This is a genomic window from Pseudomonas sp. HK3, assembly GCF_052920985.1.
In genome coordinates, this window is the sequence record NZ_JBREXD010000001.1 from 1,201,667 (window position 1) to 1,221,980 (window position 20,314).

General features: G+C 42.8%; 16 protein-coding genes and 1 pseudogene. 8 read left to right on the forward strand and 9 right to left on the reverse strand.

What is annotated here, in order from left to right; translation table 11 throughout:
• Together rdgB and hemW are read left to right on the forward strand one after the other, a co-directional pair.
• Positions 1–615 carry an RdgB/HAM1 family non-canonical purine NTP pyrophosphatase gene (gene rdgB / locus ACU6U9_RS05750; RefSeq protein WP_446735060.1) on the forward strand — a complete coding sequence of 205 codons (615 nt, stop codon included), beginning with the start codon at positions 1–3 and terminating at the stop codon, positions 613–615.
• Between the two features lie 13 nt (positions 616–628).
• Entirely contained in the window at positions 629–1,798 is a 1,170-nt protein-coding gene (gene hemW / locus ACU6U9_RS05755) for a radical SAM family heme chaperone HemW (protein ID WP_446734102.1), read from the forward strand.
• A 184-nt stretch (positions 1,799–1,982) separates the two neighbouring features.
• On the opposite strand, the gene ACU6U9_RS05760 is transcribed toward hemW, so the two are convergent.
• From ACU6U9_RS05760 to ftsY, 8 genes are all read right to left on the reverse strand, one after another.
• Positions 1,983–2,279 (reverse strand): PA4642 family protein, encoded by a 297-nt coding sequence (locus ACU6U9_RS05760; RefSeq protein ID WP_446734103.1) that lies wholly within the window; start codon positions 2,277–2,279, stop codon positions 1,983–1,985.
• A 40-nt stretch (positions 2,280–2,319) separates the two neighbouring features.
• Positions 2,320–3,087, reverse strand: coding sequence for a tRNA (guanosine(46)-N7)-methyltransferase TrmB (gene trmB / locus ACU6U9_RS05765; protein ID WP_446734104.1), 768 nt, complete (start codon positions 3,085–3,087; stop codon positions 2,320–2,322).
• A gap of 7 nt (positions 3,088–3,094) precedes the next feature.
• Positions 3,095–3,490 carry a DUF423 domain-containing protein gene (locus tag ACU6U9_RS05770; protein WP_446735061.1) on the reverse strand — a complete coding sequence of 132 codons (396 nt, stop codon included), beginning with the start codon at positions 3,488–3,490 and terminating at the stop codon, positions 3,095–3,097.
• A gap of 235 nt (positions 3,491–3,725) precedes the next feature.
• A complete protein-coding gene (locus ACU6U9_RS05775) occupies positions 3,726–6,548 on the reverse strand; it encodes an ImpA family metalloprotease (RefSeq protein ID WP_446734105.1) in 2,823 nt (940 codons plus the stop codon).
• 305 nt (positions 6,549–6,853) lie between these two features.
• Positions 6,854–7,720, reverse strand: coding sequence for an RNA polymerase sigma factor RpoH (gene rpoH, locus ACU6U9_RS05780; protein WP_446734106.1), 867 nt, complete (start codon positions 7,718–7,720; stop codon positions 6,854–6,856).
• A 169-nt stretch (positions 7,721–7,889) separates the two neighbouring features.
• Complete coding sequence (ftsX, locus tag ACU6U9_RS05785) at positions 7,890–8,861, reverse strand: permease-like cell division protein FtsX (protein ID WP_446734107.1); 972 nt, start codon at positions 8,859–8,861, stop codon at positions 7,890–7,892.
• Positions 8,854–9,546 carry a cell division ATP-binding protein FtsE gene (gene ftsE / locus ACU6U9_RS05790; RefSeq protein ID WP_446734108.1) on the reverse strand — a complete coding sequence of 231 codons (693 nt, stop codon included), beginning with the start codon at positions 9,544–9,546 and terminating at the stop codon, positions 8,854–8,856. The genes ftsX and ftsE overlap by 8 nt, the downstream gene beginning before the upstream one ends.
• Positions 9,547–9,593: 47 nt before the next feature.
• A complete protein-coding gene (gene ftsY / locus ACU6U9_RS05795) occupies positions 9,594–10,751 on the reverse strand; it encodes a signal recognition particle-docking protein FtsY (RefSeq protein WP_446734109.1) in 1,158 nt (385 codons plus the stop codon).
• A 111-nt stretch (positions 10,752–10,862) separates the two neighbouring features.
• Here ftsY and ACU6U9_RS05800 point away from each other — a divergent pair, with 111 nt between their 5' ends.
• The 6 genes and pseudogenes from ACU6U9_RS05800 (at position 10,863) to ACU6U9_RS05825 (ending at position 19,296) form a co-directional block, all read left to right on the forward strand.
• On the forward strand, positions 10,863–12,023 hold the full coding sequence (locus tag ACU6U9_RS05800) for a hypothetical protein (protein ID WP_446734110.1): 1,161 nt from the start codon (positions 10,863–10,865) through the stop codon (positions 12,021–12,023).
• A 19-nt stretch (positions 12,024–12,042) separates the two neighbouring features.
• A pseudogene (gene rsmD, locus ACU6U9_RS05805) lies at positions 12,043–12,616 on the forward strand (16S rRNA (guanine(966)-N(2))-methyltransferase RsmD).
• A 140-nt stretch (positions 12,617–12,756) separates the two neighbouring features.
• Positions 12,757–14,058 (forward strand): hypothetical protein, encoded by a 1,302-nt coding sequence (locus ACU6U9_RS05810; protein WP_446734111.1) that lies wholly within the window; start codon positions 12,757–12,759, stop codon positions 14,056–14,058.
• Between the two features lie 231 nt (positions 14,059–14,289).
• Complete coding sequence (locus tag ACU6U9_RS05815; protein ID WP_446734112.1) at positions 14,290–15,009, forward strand: hypothetical protein; 720 nt, start codon at positions 14,290–14,292, stop codon at positions 15,007–15,009.
• Positions 15,010–15,212: 203 nt separating this feature from the next.
• Positions 15,213–16,694: a hypothetical protein gene (locus ACU6U9_RS05820; protein ID WP_446734113.1), complete on the forward strand. Its 1,482-nt coding sequence runs from the start codon at positions 15,213–15,215 to the stop codon at positions 16,692–16,694.
• A gap of 763 nt (positions 16,695–17,457) precedes the next feature.
• Entirely contained in the window at positions 17,458–19,296 is a 1,839-nt protein-coding gene (locus tag ACU6U9_RS05825; protein ID WP_446734114.1) for a M28 family metallopeptidase, read from the forward strand.
• A gap of 276 nt (positions 19,297–19,572) precedes the next feature.
• On the opposite strand, the gene ACU6U9_RS05830 is transcribed toward ACU6U9_RS05825, so the two are convergent.
• Positions 19,573–20,091, reverse strand: coding sequence for a hypothetical protein (locus ACU6U9_RS05830; RefSeq protein ID WP_446734115.1), 519 nt, complete (start codon positions 20,089–20,091; stop codon positions 19,573–19,575).
• Between the last annotated feature and the right edge of the window lie 223 nt (positions 20,092–20,314).

A 20,314-nucleotide genomic window follows, 5' to 3' on the forward strand; every position in this document is an offset into this window, starting at 1 on the left:
ATTATGTCTAAGCAACAAATTGTTCTCGCCAGTGGCAACAAAGGCAAATTAGCCGAACTGCAAAATGCATTAGAAGGCTTTGACGTTGAGCTCATTGCACAAAATGAATTTAACGTCACTGATGCAGATGAAACCGGTTTAAGCTTCATTGAAAATGCCATATTGAAAGCCCGTCATGCCAGCTTGGCCACGGGCTTACCCGCCCTTGCTGACGACAGTGGTTTAGAGGTGGATGCATTAGATGGCGCCCCTGGGATTTATAGTGCTCGTTATAGCATTATGGACGGAGAAACTGGGCCTGCTAGCGATGAAAAAAACAATCAAAAGTTATTAACCGCACTAAAAGGCGTGCAGCCTGAAAACCGCAACGCTCGTTTTCATTGTGTGCTGGCATTTGTTCGCCACGCTAAAGACCCTAATCCTCTTATTTGCCAAGGTGCTTGGGAAGGTCGCATTAAAACAGAATTAGACGGTGAAGGGGGGTTTGGTTATGACCCGTTATTCTTTGTAGAAACACTTAACTGCACATCGGCTCAACTTACAAAAGAAGAAAAAAACAAAATTAGCCATCGCGGTAAAGCTATCCAGCAATTAAAAAGCATTTTCCGTTTATGATGCGCCGCTTATCATGAGTACCTTACAGCTGCCGCCACTATCACTTTATATTCATGTGCCTTGGTGTGTGCGTAAATGCCCGTATTGTGATTTCAACAGTCACAAAGCCGACAGCACATTACCTGAAAAAGATTATGTAAGAGCACTGCTTGATGATTTAGACACAGACCTTGCTTGGTTGAAAGACCAAGGCATTAAAGAACGTCCGCTGCACAGTATTTTTATCGGCGGTGGTACGCCATCATTATTAAGTGTTGCTGCTTTTGAGCAATTGTTTACTGGCTTAAAACAACGCTTCGTTTTTATGGATGATATTGAAATCACCATGGAAGCAAACCCTGGTACTTTTGAAGCTGATAAATTTAAAGGGTACCGCGAACTTGGCATTAATCGTTTATCGATCGGTATACAAAGTTTTCAAGACCATCAGCTAAAACATTTAGGGCGCATACACTCAGGTCAAGAGGCTATCAACGCCGTCAACATGGCCAAGGCGGCTGGCTTCGATAATTTTAATTTAGACTTCATGCATGGGTTACCGGATCAAACACTCGAGCACGCCCTTGCTGATTTACAACAGGGGATCGACCTTGGGCCCACGCATTTAAGTTGGTATCAACTGACCATTGAACCCAATACCGAATTCTTTAAACGCCCACCTGTTTTACCTCAAGATGAAACCTTATGGGCTATACAAGAAGCAGGACAAACTCTACTGGCGCAAAATGGTTTTGATCAATACGAAATTTCAGCCTATGCACAGAAAGGTAAACAGGCAAAACATAATTTAAACTATTGGCAATTCGGTGATTACCTTGGCATTGGCGCGGGCGCCCATGGCAAGCTCACCATCCCTCACGATGACATTACACAAAGTAAAATTTACCGCACCGCAAAAACCCGCTTACCCAAAGATTATTTAAATCTCGCTAAACGCTTTTTAGTCGTGCAAGACAACATTGAAGTAGACGATCGTGATTTAGAGTTTTTAATGAACGGTTTACGACTGTTTCATGGTGTTGATAAAACGCTTTTCAGTGAACGAACAGGCGTGGCTTATGACAATATAGACACTCATGTTGAAGCGCTGGTTAACAAAGGGTTGCTAGAGGCAGGTGATAAACTCAAAACCACTGAAAAAGGTCAGTTGTTTTTAAATGAACTGCTTGAACAGTTTTTGTAAGTAATTAGCAATTTTTTATTTTTCGGGCGCGGGGCACCCTCGTACAAACCAATTAAAACAGAATTGAGCGCCCCTACAATTTGTAAGAGGGTGCCCCGCGCCCGATTGAATAATTAATTTCATTACTGCAAAAATAAAAAAGGGAGCCATCGGCTCCCTTTAACATATAAACGCAAGTAATCGCTTAAAGCGCTCCTGCTGCCTTCAAAGCATCCGCATACGGCTTACCCGGTTCATGAGAAGCAATTACCGCTAATGCACTTTCACCTTCAATGTTTTTTGCATTCACGTTATGACCTTCGTCTTTAAAGAACGTGATAAATTCTGCAAAAATTTCTGGTGTCATGTGTTGGTATGCTTTTAAGATATTGATGTAATCAACATCGGTACCATCATAGCTTTTGCTTTCTAAAAAAAAGCGCATGCTTTCTTCAGTGAAGTCACCGCCAAATACTTTTTCTTTATCTTTTTTCAATGACATGTCGTATTCCTAACTTAAATGTATTACTTGTAAACGTTTATTACGTACGGGTGTAAATCAAATCCCATACGCCATGACCTAATTTTTCGCCACGGTTTTCAAATTTGGTGAGCGGACGAAAATCCGGTCTTGGGAAGTACTTACCCTTACCCGCTGCATTTTCATACCCTTCGGCCACTTCCATCACTTCAAGCATGTGTTCTGCATACGGTTCCCAATCGGTTGCCATATGAAAAGTACCACCCACTTTTAATTTTTGACGGATATCTTGTGCAAATTTTGACTGCACAATACGACGCTTATTATGACGTTTTTTATGCCAAGGATCAGGAAAATACAATTGCATGGTTTGCAACGAACCATCTGCAATACATTGTTCTAATACTTCAATGGCATCACATTCAAATACGCGCAAATTTTCAACGCCAAAGTCTTCTGCATCGCGTAACAATTTTGCCACGCCAGGGGTATGCACTTCGATGCCGATGTAATTCAAATTTGGATTCGTTTGGCACATTTCCACAAGGCTTTTGCCCATGCCAAAACCAATTTCTAACACCACAGGGTTATCGTTACCAAACACAGCAGCGTAGTCCAACATGCCCATATCAAGGCTCAAGCCTTTTTCGCTCATGTGGCGGGCATAGGTTTCCCGTTGCAGCTCGGTCATACGGCCAGCGCGTACGACGAAGCTTTTAATGCGTTTGGCAAAGGCCACGTCTTTGGGCGCACCGTGCTGATCTTTTTCGATTTCGCTAGGTGTATCTGAATTTGGTGTTTGTGTGTCTAACGTGTGCTTATCTGTCATAGCGCTCTCATTCGGGCTGTTTGAATGCCGCAACCAGCAAACACAGCCAGCCAATTAATAAGGCAAGCCCTCCTATTGGAGTGATCATGCCCAAGGCTTTAATCTGGGTGGCCGCCATTATATATAAACTGCCGCTAAACAGTAGGATACCAAGCAGAAAACTCGCGGCTGCCCACTTAATTGCATCCCAAGAGGGCCATTGCTTAAGGGCAAAGCCCAAAATAAGCAGTACACCGCCATGTAGCATCTGGTATTTGACCCCAGTATCCACCCATAACAGAGCATAACTGGGCAATAAGCCTTTAAGGGCATGGGCGGCAAATGCACCAATCGCCACACTCAAAAAACCAATGAGAGCGGCAAGAATCAGAATATTTTTTGAGTTAAACAAAGACGTAATCATGACGAGGCGGCCGATTTTATGAGGATAACCGACAATATATAGCATAAAAAACTCAGCCAATCCTGCCTATTAAAGCAACAATGGTAAAGGCTGTTAGGTATCAGAGGATGTGAAAGGCAAAAAAGAGCGAGCGTAATAGGGGATATTGAACAAGAAGTGTTGCCTGATTGGCGCCTCTATAAAAGACGCCAATTCAGTCATTTTATTCGATAAAATCGAATGTGTTATCAACCAATTATGGCACGCTAGGCCAAACCATTGCTGAATTAACCGTAACAGGGGTTTTATCTAGGCCTTTACAAAAATTTGACCCTTCGGCTGCATAAAATACTTTGGCCATGGCCGGTAAGCTTAAGCCAGCAATCTGATTATTGGCAGTATCACTTGCGGGCAAGCCCCACATGGCTAAAAACGCTCGCATGTCTTTTTGCAGTGCAACGGATGTCGCAATGTTCATCCAGTCATTATTTGAGATGACTTTAGCATCCGCATATGAATAGCTGGCAAAGCCTAAGTTTGCTTTCATAGCCGTCCATTTTTCTTCACTGCGCGTCGCATTGTAAAAATCGCGCTCTAAAATATGCAGTCGAGCCAATAGATACCATCCGTTATTGAGGGAGCCTTGGTTTTGACCTGCCATCATCATTTGTATTGTCATGGCAACGCCTTGGCTCCAGCCTGTTAGCCCTTGTGCTTGCATGTACGCAACAGGGTCCGCTTGGGTTTGACTGGCTTTTAGAGTATCAAATAGCGCTTTAAACGGCAGACTCTGACAAGAGGGCTCTTTGCCTGTATCTAAATAATAATTATATTTTGTAAAATATGAATAAGGGTTAGTCGTTGAGTGTCCTTCCCAGCCAGTAAAACGAAAACGACCCTTCTCTAAACCATGACCAAGTTCATGCACGTCACCATGGCCTGTTGGCGAATAACTCCAATAAGCATCATACGGATTACCCGAGCAACCATAACCACATGTGGCTTGGTCTGCGTTCATGTGTTTAACAATATCAATCGTTTGTACGGTTAAGTTATTATCGTCTGCAAAGTCATGTATCTCTGCCACCTTATCTATGCCAGGGCCTTGAAAGCCTGACAGTACATGAGGGAAATTATGCATATAACGTTCTGTTGCTTGCGCTAATTCTGCGGCGCTATTCCAACCCGTGATCGAATCTTGCATCTTATCGACTTTCGAGTGCACTTCAAAACCAGGTGTTGATACTTCGGCCCAATCAAAAAAGCCTTCATTCAATTGTGCTGAAAAGCGTGCGTCATCTTGGCTGCCTGCCCAATAAGGATGCTGCCCAACATTTTCAAATTTAAATTTAGTTACTAAATCATTAGCCGAAAAACTCACTTGAATCGGCCCACCTATTGATGATGTAAACTCAATGCTTTCTCCTGGTTTAATTTCTAAATAGGCACTTTTTAAATGACGAGGACGTGTGTAACCATTTTCTGCGTACCAATGAGTGGCTTCGTCTCGCACGCTACTAATGTATATTTTTGTCGTTAATGCTTCATTATCAAGGCGTGTTACTTTTACGGTTTCACCGGGAATCGCATAGACACCAGCCGCTCTAAAGTATTTTTTACTAAGCAGCTCCACATTTTTTTCAATTCGTGGGGCACTCGAAAAATCACTGCGACTAAAATTACCCAAATCTTTTTGCACAGGGTTTATAGGGCGAGTAATGTAATTAGCAAAGTCTGAATATATCGCAGATATAAAGTCGATATCCGGTGTTGAGGTTTTATCCATTGGATACGTCACGCCCTGGCGTAAAGAATCAGATAACAATACAAGGTGCTTTTCTAGTAGATATTTTTCTGTATTTTCATTCTCTTTACTAAAAATATTTACTTGATTATCTTCTAAGTTTCTTAAGTTAGCTCGAACATGACCGACACCATCTAAAAATGCTTGTTGGTAGTTTGCAACCTTAGTGCAATCTTCCTTATCACATTGGCTCCAATCGAAACTAATACTTTTATTACCCAGCGTCGTTAATAACGTTTGTATTGCTGCGATATTTGGGGCTATATCAAATGCTCGGTCTAATGGATTCGCATTTTTTAATTTTGCTTTTTTCCAATAGTTATCGCCTACATAACTGATATGCAAACGATTAAACAATGCCGCGCCTAAATCAGTTAAATTACCATCCCAATGCATATACAAAATACCGATATTGGCTTTTAAAGCCGCATCAACTTGATCAATCATATTTTGTATTTTGGTTGCATCCGACAAACCCTGCTGTGAAATAATCAACACATCGGTATCAGCCGTAATACAAGACGCTAACAGTTCACCGTCACACACGTTCTGTGCATTGTATTGAACCTGCAAAGAATATTGTGCATCTAACCACTCTCGTGTGGCGACGTCATCTGGAAAATAATAACTTTGATCAAGGTGACTAATAACGACGTTTAAAGGTCGAGTATCAAAATCGGTTCTTTGGCTCAACCAGCTAATGCTGTTATTCATTAACGTTTGCATTTGATCATTAATATCAAATTCACGTTTCATCGTACGCATTGGATTGCTGCCCATCACTAAGTAACGACCAACGCCTTCAGTGGATTTTTCGCTACCAATCACAGCAAGCTGACGCACCACTTCATCATCATTATTTTGTGTCGCATTCGAAAATAACAAAGGGGTATTAAATCCAAACTGAGCACTAAGTTGCGCAGCATCGTGGCTGTTATCCCAATCGATACTGGTCAAACTAGAACCATCTGCTTTCGCGCTGTTGTCGCTATTAAGATTGAGTAGTTGTTGAATATCAGAATGATACGTTTGATTTTTTTGTTGAATCAACGCCAACGCCCCAGTGCGAAAGACATCGCCATCGGCAACTAAGCTGGCTTTACCCTGCGCCAAAGCTAATTCTAATGGCGTCGGTTGGGTTGTTTTATCAGGCTCGTTCCAGTCTATTTTATCGGGCGCTGAGGGTTCAGACGATTTACCAGATGACCCTCCGCACGCGATTAAAAAGCAGCTAAGCGAGAGTATGAGCGCCGTTTTGAGGGAATTGTGATTCATTCTAATATTGACATCTGAGTTGCTATCGTAATGAGCAACATCATATAGGCGAGCTATTTTAGATCAACAAACACCTTAGATATGGTTAAATTTTACTCAATATTTGTAGACTGATTCTCAATTCCCGCGGCTAAAACTGACCACTTAGACAGCAAAAAATCTTTAACAATGAAGGTTTAAGCACATAAATTAGATACTTCGGTTTTAAAGCGGGCGGCACAGAGGATCAAAAGTCAGAACACAATCTCTATCAAGCAGGCACAAAAAAGGCCCGACTAAGCGGGCCTTTTAATGAATAGTATTAATTAAGCGTCTGCTTCAATTAAGCCTTTCACCTTATTCATGGCGTTTTTCTCTAACTGGCGAATACGCTCAGCTGAAACACCATATTCTGCAGCCAACTCATGCAAAGTGGCTTTGTCTTCATGCAACCAGCGACGCATAAGAATGTCTTTACTGCGGTCATCTAACTCAAGCATGGCCTCTTTTAAGCGAGCCGTACTGTCTTGTTCATAATTTTCATTTTCAACCGCTACGGCCGGATCAAAGCTGTGATCTTCGATGTAGTTAACAGGCGCTTGGTACGCGGTGTCATCATCGTCAGCAACTGGGCTATCAAAAGCCGTATCATGGGAGGTGAGTCGCCCTTCCATTTCTTTGACTTCTCTTAGGGATACGCCCAAATCATCAGCAATGGTTTGCGCTTCTGATTCGTTCATCCAACCCATTTTCTTTTTAGCGCTGCGCAGGTTAAAGAACAACTTACGCTGTGCTTTGGTGGTCGCAACTTTAACGATGCGCCAGTTTTTAAGAATAAATTCATGTATTTCGGCTTTTATCCAGTGAACAGCGAAACTCACTAGGCGTACGCCTACTTCTGGATTAAAACGTTTTACGGCTTTCATTAAGCCCACATTGCCTTCTTGGATCAGGTCAGACTGGTTCAAGCCATAACCGCTGTAACTTTTAGCAATATGCACAACAAAGCGTAAGTGTGAGACAACCAAGTAACGCGCTGCGTCGATGTCGTCTTCGTAATATAGGCGTTCCGCTATTTCTTTCTCTTCATCAGCGGTCAACACAGCAATGCCGCCGATCGCATTCAGGTAGCCATCAAGGTCACGACCTGGAGTAAGACTAGCGATGTTTTGGGCCATCAAGCTTGTGTTCATTGTTTGGGTGCTCTCCTATTCATTTCACATTCAGCACAATTAACGTCATGCAGTGTAGCATCGGTATTTTGGAGCGCCAAGGGCTGAACGAGTTCCATTTATTTATATGTTAGCAATAAATTGTTGCACACCTGGGACATTAACCGCCAATTCAGCCTTTATGCTGATATTAGGGCTCTATGCTGCTTAAATGTCGTGAAACCGCCAGCCATGCACCCAACCAGCCTAACACCACACCATCAAAGATCAGTAACAGGCTATCAACAAAACCCAAACCTTTTAACGTGAACTCGCTGCCATACAGGCTAATAAGCTGCTCAACCGGCCCTGATAACCAAAAAAGTCCGATACTCAGTAATATCCAAGCAATGAGCCCACCGCCTAGGCCAAACCAAAGGCCTGTGTATAAAAATGGACGTCGTACGAAAGCATCGGTGCCGCCCACTAGTTTCACCACCCGAATTTCATCACGTCGGCTTTCTATCGACAACCGTATGGTATTACCAATGATCAACAAAACAGCCAAGCCCAGTAATGCCGCTAACGCCCATACCAAGCGCTGCCCTAACTCCATAAATTGATAAAGACGCTTTACCCAAATGAGATCGAGCTGTACTGAGTCTACATGACGCTGGGACTGCAGCTTTTGTTGCAACTGCTCTAGGGTGTTTTCATCTTGATTGGCAAGACGCGGAATCACGCTGATCACACCCGGCAGAGGGTTATCTCCTAATCCAAAGATCACGTCGCTTAAGCCAGTGCTGGCACTGAATTCTTTTAAGGCTTGCTCTGGGCCAATGTAAACCGCACTGCTCACTTCTGGCCAATTGGTAATCTCTTGTGTCATGTCGGTGGCAAAGCGCTCTAATACACCTTTTTTAAGATACACGCTTATTTGGCTGGTTTGATCCCAATTGCGGCTCAACTGCTTAACGTTTTCTAATGAAACATAAAGTGTCATGGGTAAGGACAACGCGATAGCGAGTACTAACCACGTCATTAAGCTTGCACCCGGCGCCGCTAGTAAGCGCTTCAAGCTATCAACTGCCATGAGCTTGTGATGCTGAAAATAAGCCGAACTTTGGCTTTGAATGGTGACACGGCTTTGCTGGTTATTCGATTTAGGTGACGCTTTAGCCACGTTCACCTCCCACGCCTGCAGCACGTTCACCCGCATAACGGCCATTGCTTAACCCTATTACGCGGTAACCCATGCGGTTGATCAAGCCTAGATCATGGCTGGCAACCAATACTGAGACGCCGACACCGTTGAACTGCTCAAACAAACCCATAATCTCGCTCGAAAGCTTAGGATCAAGGTTACCGGTGGGCTCATCGGCCAGTATCAAGCTTGGTTTATTCACCACCGCACGGGCAATGCCCACACGCTGCTGCTCACCACCGCTTAATTCGATTGGATTTTGCTTTTCTTTGCTCAAAAGGCCGACTTTGTCCAGTGCGGCACGCACGCGGCGCTCAAGGTCACGACTGGTATAGCCGCTAATACGCAACGGCAGCGCGACGTTTTCAAATACGCTGCGATCGAAGAGTAATTGGTGGTTTTGAAAGACAACACCGACACGACGACGATGGTAAGGGATCTGGTTGTTGGCAACGCGGGCAAGGTTAACGCCATCGACGAGCACCTCACCTTTACTGGCTTTTTCCATCAACATAATCAGCTTGAGCAGGGTCGATTTACCCGCACCAGAATGGCCGGTTAAGAAGGCCATTTCCCCTTGGGCAAGCTCAAAACTTAAGTCCGAAAGGGCGTGATGGCCACCGGGATAACTTTTACTGACTCGATCAAAAAGAACGTGGGCCACACAAACCATCCTGCTATTTATTATTTTATGTTGTTGGCTTATCCAACTTAATCGTCTGCAAACAAGGCATTTATAAATTGCTCACGATCAAATGGACGTAAATCATCTATCTGCTCGCCCACCCCAATAAAGCGAACAGGCAAGGCTAATTCTTTCGCAATTGCAAAGATAACCCCCCCTTTCGCGGTGCCATCTAGCTTACTTAAACTAATGCTGTTTACACCAACAGCTTGCTGGAACAATTTGGCTTGGCTTAGAGCGTTTTGGCCCGTGCCTGCGTCTAATACCAGCATCACTTCATGGGGCGCGGTTTCATCAATTTTTTTCATAACGCGCACGACTTTTTCAAGTTCTTGCATCAAATGCGCTTTATTTTGCAAGCGCCCTGCGGTGTCTGCAATTAATACATCAACGCCTTTAGCCTTGGCACTTTGCACGGCATCAAATATAACCGAAGCACTGTCTGCGCCAGTATGCTGAGCCACCACTTGTACATTGTTACGCTCACCCCAGGTTTGCAACTGCTCTACTGCCGCCGCACGGAAAGTATCACCTGCCGCCAACATGACTGATTTGCCTTCGGCTTGAAAGCGCTTTGCCATCTTGCCAATGGTGGTGGTTTTACCTACGCCATTCACACCGACCATTAAAATCACAAAGGGCCCATCAGACTTAGGAATCGTCAGCGGCGCATGGCACGGCTCTAATAATTCTGTCAGGCTCACTTTTAGTGCTTCATATAAAGCACCAGAATCTTTTAATTCTTTACGCGATGTACGGGCCGTTAAATCACTGATGATGTCTTGCGTAGCGGCAACGCCAATATCCGCCATCAATAATTGAGTTTCGATTTCTTCTAATAAGTCGTCATCGATTTCTTTTTTGCCCAGCAGCAAATCACCCAAACCACCAGCCAAGCCAGAACGTGTACGTGACAAACCCGCCTTGATGCGCGCAAAAATACCGGCCTTAGCGGCGGGTGCATCTTCGTCTTTAACATCCGTTTTGGTGGGTACCGCTACTTGAGTTGGTGCGTGAATCGGTTCTTGTGCAGGTGCTTCAACGTTAACAGGCTCTGGTTGCGCATTTGCAACTGGCTCTTGAGTTTGAGGCTCACTGGCTAATTCTTGCTCAACCGTATTGTCTTCTGCTTGAGTCTTAGCGGCGTTTTCCGCCTTTTTTTTCGATTTTCCCCAGCCAAACATGGGCCTAGTTCCACCTAATGCTATAAAAGGGCTATTCTAACATCAGTCGCCTTTAAATACCGCTATGAGTTCAGCCTGCCATAATAATAACTAGGCCGCTAAGGACAGAGTATGCCCATCGACCAGAAACCTACTTTTAGTCGCGCCAGTTTGAACATTCTCATCTTGGTTTGCATTGTGCTGATTCTCATTTTTGGACAAGCCTCAAAAGATAATGGCCAAATTGATCTGCCGCCTGCGCCAAAACTCGACATTAGTGTTTGGCAAACTGACAGCGGTGCGCGCATCTGGTTTAACCCTAAACTGGATGACCATGTTTATATCCAGCTCCATTACTTGGCCGGTTTTAGTTACAACCAATCGCCTTTTTCAGCCGGCACTAGCCAACTGTTAGTCAGTTTATTAAATCATCAAGCACGCCAATTAAATCTACCGGCACATACCACATTTAGCCCTGACTTTATTGAAATGAGTATAAAACTCAGCACCGATGCTTTAACCATGAATGAGCAAATCAAAGGTTTAAAAACGTTAGTGTATCGACCTAACTTACCGGCCGATGCATTAAACACCGCCAAAAATATTTTGCCTAATCGCGTGAGTTCACTGTGGCAACAGGCTTATTCACACCACCCTTATCAAGGCCCCAAGCACGGCACACAAAAAACCATCAGTGGTATTCATCGCGCGGCGGTGCAAAAATTTCAACAAGGTTTTTTACATCCCAACCGTTTATTCGCCAGCATCACCGGCAACATTAACGAAACAGCCGCACAAGTCATCATGGAATCATTACTGCCTAAAAGCCCTTACACAGCCAGCTTAACGGCAAAACATGAAGCCCAAACAAGTGGGATTTATCAACAGGGCAACTTAGGCATAGTGGTTTTGCCCGGTAACTATGAACAAGCCGAGCAACTGGCTGATCAAATGATGATGGTCAACATACTTAAGCAGTATCAAGTCACCCAAATGCAATTCATCAGCGCCAATACGAACAACACTTTAGTTGTCGAAGACTGGCCCAGCTTGCTGAGCAGCATAGACACAGACTTAGATTCCGATATTATGCGCAAAGCAAAACGTCAGAGCATCAAAGACGCCATCGCTCGCACCCAAACCGCATCGGCTTTAAGTGAATTATTAGTGCGGTTAAATCGTTATCACCTACCCAGTAGCTTTATGCACAAACAGTTTGCTGTCATTGATGGCTGGCAAAAAAAAGACTGGCAGGCTGTTAAACAGCAGTGGCTGCAACCACAGCAGAATTAGTATTTTTCACAGGTATTTCATGGCTAAGCACACAGGTAATCGTTTACGTATCATTGGCGGCCAATGGCGCTCGCGCCAACTGCCCTTTCCCGATGTTGACGGTTTACGCCCCACCACCGACCGCGTGCGTGAAACTGTCTTTAATTGGCTACAACCGTATTTGCCCGGCGCACAAGTCTTAGATGTGTTTGCGGGCTCTGGCGCGTTGGGCTTTGAAGCATTATCAAGAGCAGCCGAATTTGTCAGCTTATTAGAGCGAAGCCAAAAAGCCGCTAAGCAATTACAAGAAAATGCAAAAACCTTAAACGCCCAGCAACTGCAACGTGCACATGGGTGATTCGCTGCAAATACTGACAACGTTACAAACACCCTACGATATTATTTTTCTAGATCCGCCTTTTGGTAAGGGCTTGCTACCAAAGTGTGTCGAACTCATTGAGCTACACAACCTAATCAAGGTAAATGGCTGGGTGTATATAGAAAGTGAGCAAGAGATTAACGAGTTAAACATCCCAAAACACTGGCGCCTACATCGCGAGAAGAAAGCAGGGCAAGTGAAGCTGCGTTTGTTTGAGGTCATGCATAAAGAATAGCGATTCATATTTGCATTACCTATGAGCCCGATATCATAGGTAATAGATGCTGGGATTAAGTGTTCCAGCACAGACACCTATCATCAGGAACCTTTCTATTTCAGGCCACTCATAAAGCCGAATAATAGTAGGTAAGCCTCATGAATTTGCGTAAAAACATTATGGCCCAGTTTATAGCTGGCGCTTTACTTCTGATCTTATGTGTCGCCGCACTCACCTTCAGTCAGCAGCAAGCCTCTAAGATACAAAACCATCTAAGGGACTGGCAGAGCCAAATAAGCAAACTTGAATTAGATGTGGCAAGCCTGCAACAACAAGCCCAACACTATAAATTAAATGCGCCGCGTGACTTTGAAAGTTATAACCGTGATGTGGCCGTGTTTTATAAACAGTTTCAACAATTGCTTAGCTCTATTGATCAAACCGTTGTCAATGCGCAAGCACCCGTGACCCATTTACACAGCAATGCCGCTTATAACCTGCTTTTTGCCGGTGACTCGCCCATTGAATCCGCGTTTACTCAACAAGCTTCGTGGCAAACCTTTTGGCAAACTTTTTTAAACAACCTAAATGATGAAATAGGTGACCCTTCAGAGCCTCGCCTAGAGTGGGCGGCGGATCATATTATCAGTACGCAAGAAAACCTGACCAACCGCATTACAGAGTTGCACACCAAGGTAGACTCAGCCAATCACTGGTTTAACAGCCAACAAGCACTCATTAATTGGTTAATATCCGCTGTGGTGCTGGCTGTTATTTCGATTATTCTGGCCTTGTTCGCACAATTTATTGTACGCCCGATTATTTCAACAACAAAAGTATGTGAAGAAGTGGCCGCAGGCAACTACGGTAAAAAAGTCACTGTAAATGGCGTGGGTGAAGCCAAACAACTGCAAATTGCATTCAACGATTTATCATCACGCTCAAAGCTTTTAATGGATATGCTCGGTGATGTGAATAAACCCGGTAACGTTCCGACAAAATTGCAACGTATTTACGACAGCAGTAAAGACGCGCTAGGGTGCAGTTGGATTGGCTTAATGACCTTTAACGACACACAAGCCATACTTAAGAGCTCGGTACCAGCATCGCTCGACGCCAACTTTAAACATCGACACGTAACGCTGAATAAATCTTTTGGTCGTGATTTATTATCAGCACTCGACACACAGTGGCTCGACTTACCTGCACTGCGTCAGTTATCCATTAAACGACATGATGAGCGTTTTTTACGTGAATTGCATAAAAATACAATGGCTCAACATATTGTTGGTTATTCGTTTAAGTGTCACCAACACAACGAATTTATTCTCATGTTCGCGTGTAATCTAGAGCACGGCTTTACATCACAACAAACCGATATTATCAAAGCACTATCACGCTTAATGGCCGATGGTATTATTTCTGGTCTAGAGCACAAAGAAGAAAAAGACGTGGCATAAATACGCAAAAAAATAATTTTTATTGGCAAAGTAATGCGTGTAATACCATCACACTTTGAGTATTTACCTCTTATTTTGCCTATAAAGAAATACAAATAAAACATAATGCCTTAATCATAACTTCACATAATTATGTGCAAGGTCAAAGTGCGTAAATATGTAGATGGCATTTTATCTTTCAAAATAGAGGGTTATCGATAAAATAGAATAAATCATTCAGGACACTCAAATATGTCTGGCCCCTTGTATCAAACGAAATGTTTATTAACGTGTGTCGTTATATTATTGACGGTATCTGACTTAACTCATGCCCGCGATTTGCACACGTTATCCGATGAAGCCTTAGATAGCCGCTATCAATTTATCAAAAGCCGACTCACCGATCAGCACCATAACGCGTTTTGGTGGCAACATGGCTGGGGAGGCATTTATGCGGCGTCCTCCATTGTGGAGACGACCCGCTGGTCATCCGCTGATACTCATGATGAAAAAGTACAATTTCGTGTTAGCGCTATAAAATCCATTCTTGCCTTTGCCTCCATTTACGCAAACCCATTACCCAGCAGCCGAATTTATCAAACGCCCACCTGCTATGAATGCGAAAAAGACAGCCGCGCCTATAAAATCCATCGCCTTAAACAAGCCGAAGAGGCATTAAAGACACGTGCTTTACGCGCCTCAAACATTCACAGCGTTAAGCGTCATGGCGTGGCCGTAGCCTTTAATCTACTGGCCGGTTTATACATAGCAAAAAATGGGGATAGAAAAGACGGCATCGCATCCGCTGTGGGCGGCATTATCTCTAGTGAAATAAATATCTTCACACAACCTTCTCGCGCAACACAAGACTGGCAAGACTACCAGCAGCTAGGGCAAGCTAAAACCGCAGACACTTGGAACTGGCAACTCATGCCGACAGGCCAAGGCATTCAGCTAAGCGTTGGGTTTTAAAACGTTTTTATCCTCTAGCGCACACACTAAAATGGCAATCTAGAATAATTAGGCTGCCATTAACTAAGCTCTAAGTACCAATCATTTCTCGTCATAATGTGGCATTTAATTATTAGCATCTAAAATCTCTATAGCAAGTCTGTTTTGGCTGCATTAGCTGTATGAATACTCAATTGATTAATCACACACAATAATGAGAGAGAATGATGAAAAAAATCCCCATACTCATCTGGCTAATTTTCTTGGCGGCATGCTCGTCAGAGAAAAAAGAGGATGCAGATGCAAGCTACCAACCCTTCCCTTCTGGCTACGGCTACATGACACACATAGCGGCACTGCAAAAAGCCACCGACAGCGGAAACAAAGCCGTCATTCGTCACCACGCTTGGAAAATGTGGGCCGGTATTATGCAACCTGACGACAACACAGGCTGGCCTATTTGGTATAGCTGGCAAAACACCACCGCAGCATTTAAAGCAGCGCCCTCAGACCCAACATCAAAACCTGCACAACCCTTTGTGCCAAAAACCTTACGACACATCAACGCCGCCAATGTGCCTAACGTCGATACTAAGGCACCTATTTATTGCGTACCTAGTGACGTGCAAAAAACCTATTCAAGCGTTATTTCTTACGACACGCATGGCCAACCCGCCATAGGAGACGGCAAGAATTTTCAAAACAATGGCGACATAATGATTGCCACTGAGTCCCTTAGTAAAGAAGCATTTAAAAGCATTCGCAAAGGTAAGTTGTATCTGCAATCAACGTTAGATGAAAAATACAAGCAAAAGCAAGACATAGAAGTAAGCCAGCGCTCTATCGTTACCAAGCACATGTATTGGCCTGTCAAAGCCAATGGCCTTACTGCAATTCCTGTTTGGAAAAATCAAATCAAACCGAACAACCCAACCTACGCTGGCTATGAAATTTGGAATGACTTAGTGGCCATTGATCCAAGTGGGAAACAAGTTGGTGAGCAAGCAGAAGTGGCGTTTTTATATGGCGTACGCCAACATCAAAAAAACTGGTATTGCCCAAAAGGCTCTATACCCAAAAATAAAAGCCCCGCCATGATGCCAACCGTCAAACAAACCGCAAAAGTATATGGCATCAATGATTTTTATTTTCACAAAGTGACCCAAGCAGATTGGGATAGCTTTAATGAAGAAGATAAAGCCATCATTAGCTCCGCCAGTTATTGGGCAAATAACCAACCATTTAACGTAGGCGACTACCTTGTCACCGTCGCCATGCACGTAAATACAAAAGAGATACCAAGCTGGACACTGCAAAGCGTTTGGTGGGCAGACGATGAAGAAATCAATAATCCAAACAACCCATACGGAAAAAACCGCCCGGTACTGCCCCATGCACAAGGCCCGTGGCAGCATTATTTATTAACGGATTCCTACGCTGTACCGCCTAATGACAAAGGCGAAATGGATATTGCGGTGAACCCATACATAGAAGGCGTGATTCATCCTATTGCAACCAGTTGTCGCAATTGCCACATTCGTGCTGGTTGGCCCACGGCACCGGATTTTCGCGCGGGTACCGCAAGCTATCAAAACCCAGATTGCCCTGGCTTATTAACCTACTTAACGCCAGAAACCGCTTGTATAAAAGGGTTAAGTCGTACGGATTATTTGTGGATTATTCCGGATCGTGCGATTGATCATTAATTGCGCTTTTGATCTATAAGAATAAAAAGACCTCAGTTAAATACAATTGAGGTTTTAATTAAAAATATTAAAGGTTAAAAAGAGTACATAATTATAAAACCTGACTTATCATCTTAAAGCAGTAAACGGCGGTGATATTCCCCCTTATAAAATGGACACCGCCATCTTTATACTAGACTTAATTGGCCTTCAAAATACACCTTCATATTTTTCACCAATCCAGAGACGAGATTGACATTTAATCGAATATCTCGATTGTTAACGCCTTTATTCTGTAGCCTATCGTTTTTTGACTAAAGACTAAACTCGCCATTTTTCTTCTTATTTTCTCATGATTATTTTATAAATTTTTGTGTTTACTCATAAATTTTTATTTAAATACGTTAGACACATTATTTATGTCACTCCAAATTGGTGCATTAAAAACAATAAATATCCATACAAACACAAAAATTAAACAAATTTTTCATATTTAAAAATTAAAATTAAAATGAATATTTTATTACAATTAGATTAAAGGATGAGTTTAATTAATCGTTTTTTAAGTATTACTCTAAATACCTTAGTTTTATGATTATTTTTTAATATTTCTATCGATTTAATTCATATTTAAAATTTTATAAATTATCTTTTGCTCTAAAGAGATGCACTACTGCACCAAAAGCAAATCTAAAATTATCCACTTGACTAATTAATTATTTAGTTACATCTTGCGTTCGTTCGTTGGTTCCATACCAACAAAAAAAATATAAGGTACGCATAAATGACTTTTCAAAAACTTGTTCTGGCAAGCGCGATCTCCGCACTTTCATTAACTGGCTGTGGCAGCAGCAGTAATGGCGGTGACAATGACAAAAAAATAGAACCAAAAGATTTATTAAGCTCAAAAATTACCACTGAATCCGTTGAGTCACACCTGATCAACCTTCAGCGTATTGCTAATGAAAATATGGTTAACGATGTTTCAACACGAGCAGCCGGCACCGCTGGATATAACTCCTCTACTGACTACATTAAAGCGCAGCTAGAAACAGCTGGGTATGAAGTCACACTTCAGCCATTTGATTTTCGTCTATGGGAACAACTCGCACCGAGTAGCTTGGTTCTCTCAACCGCTTCGGGTAACGGTGATGAAAATATTGTCCAACCACAAAACGCAGATGAAAATGAAGAGGATTTTAATTTCGGCACCATGACTTATTCAGGGTCAGCTGTCATTGATGGCGCAAAAGATATGGTTTTTATTACGCCTAGCTTTTCAGCAATCGATGCAGACACATACGACTACTCAGATGGCTGCGAAGCAAGTGACTTTGATGGTAAAGGGGTTGAAGGCAAAATAGCCGTTATACAACGTGGTACTTGTAGCTTTAATATAAAAGCAAGTAACGCAGAAGCATCCGGTGCAATTGCCACGCTCATTTTTAATGATGGCAACGGTGAAGGCCGAATGGGACCGCTCGGCGGAACCCTAGGTGAAGATAGCACCGTGAGTATCCCGGTGCTTAGTGGATCGTTTGATCTTGGTTCTCAGATTTACAAACTGCAAGATGCACAAGCAAAAATCAATATTTCTGCCATTAACAACGTCGTTAATACAAACAATGTCATCGCAGAAACCGCAAAAGGTAATGCTAACCAAGTTGTTATGCTCGGCGCACACCTTGATAGCGTTCAAGAAGGCCCTGGGATAAACGATAATGGTTCAGGCTCCGCAGGGCTGCTTGAGTACGCCATTCAATTTGCCAAATCTGAACAAACACCCATTAATAAAATTCGTTTTGCATGGTGGTCGGCTGAAGAATCAGGATTAGTTGGTTCACAACACTACGTCGATTCAACATTTGGGCCAATAGAAGATGAGTTATTTAAATCCGTTGCCGTTGAGTTCAAATTAGACCCGAGCAAAAAAGACAATTGGACTGAAGCAGAAAAAGACGCCGTTGTTGCAGAAGTTAATGCACGCTTTCCAACAGCAATTGATGTGGCAATGTACTTGAACTTTGACATGATCGCCTCACCGAATCCTGTCTATTTTGTATATGACGGCGATTTGTCTGACACCATGGACGATGATGCAAATGCCTATGATGGAACCTTTTTACCACCGCACGGCACCGCAGATATTGAAGCAACCTTTAACTTTTTCTTCAATGAAAATAACCTAAAGATCGCTCCAAGCGCATTATCGAAGCGTTCGGATTACGCAGGCTTTGCAGACAAAGGCATTGCTTTTGGTGGCCTGTTTACCGGAGCAGAAGTCGCTAAGTCTGAAGAGGAAGCAACTATTTGGGGAGGCACTGCCGGTGAAGCCTACGATAAGTGCTATCACAAAGTGTGTGATGACATCGTAAACATTGAATCTGAAACCCTTACATACAACGCAAAAGCATTAGCATACGTGGGCACAACCTACGCGATGCGCAGTCAATTGTTCCCTGAATCAGCGGTAGAGGCCAGCAGCTTTAAAGGATCCGCATTAAAATCGAGCAACACCAAAACCCAAACAGCGAACTACGCCACAAGAGGCATGAAGTACGATGAAAAAACAGGGTTAGCTAAATACATACCGCACGGTCATGGTGATGTTTATTACAAATAAAATTTAATAATTATCACTACAAAAAGGCAGTGCACTAATGTGCACTGCCTTTTTTAGTTTTTATCCGTTTTGAATATTGGGTGGTTTTACCTGCGCAATTGTTTATGCGTACCACGGCATGCTTAAATATATTAGTGGATATTTTACAACTGCCAATCGCGAGTTCTTCGCCCAATTAAGCCATCTTAACGTCTCAACAGACACGTAGCTTTGCTTCGTATTAAAGGAGTAAACTGGTTTAACTTGCTTTAATAATTTGCAACCAATACTCACTGATCATTTAACTGTTTTACGCTTTGATAGCTTAAGCGCGACGATTACAGCAATTAATGCGAAAGCTAGGCCGGGTAAATATAAAGCTAACTTTATTGGCGTCACGACCGCTTTAAGTTCAACGTATTGTAAAGAGCCAGTGAGCAGCATAACCTGAAAAAAACCTTCAATCAGATCAAATGGTATGCAAACAAGACTTAAAAGAGCAATCCATTTTCCCCAAGAACCAAAATAACGCAACGCCATGCCAGCTTGAAAAAACCCATATGTAAAAGGATAAACAACATCAAGCGTTGCTGTCATTACAGCATGAACATGCTTTTGTGTTTCACTCATGGCACCTATGTGAGCAAGAATAACGTCTTTCGTATACATTTCATCTATGATTTGAAAATCCCAAATGTACATAACCAAAATAAAAAGGCAGGATAAAAGCAAATAGGCAATGCCACTGAATTTCAAAAATACAGATGTTGTTATTAACTGTTCTAGTCTTAAAATTCCATATTTTACTAAATTCATCGTATAACCTTATTTAATGAATCGAAATGCCATGAGATTTCTCTATTCGTATCACGCTATTGTAACGAGCCAAGATAAGATAATTCAGTCTTTTATCATCAGCTTACAGAGGCTTAGTACAATCGTATTTTTCTGGGCGTTCGCCAACAACCTTGTTATATTTACTCATTAAAAACACAACTTTATAAAGTTCAGCACTGCCTATTGCAACCGGGCCAACAAA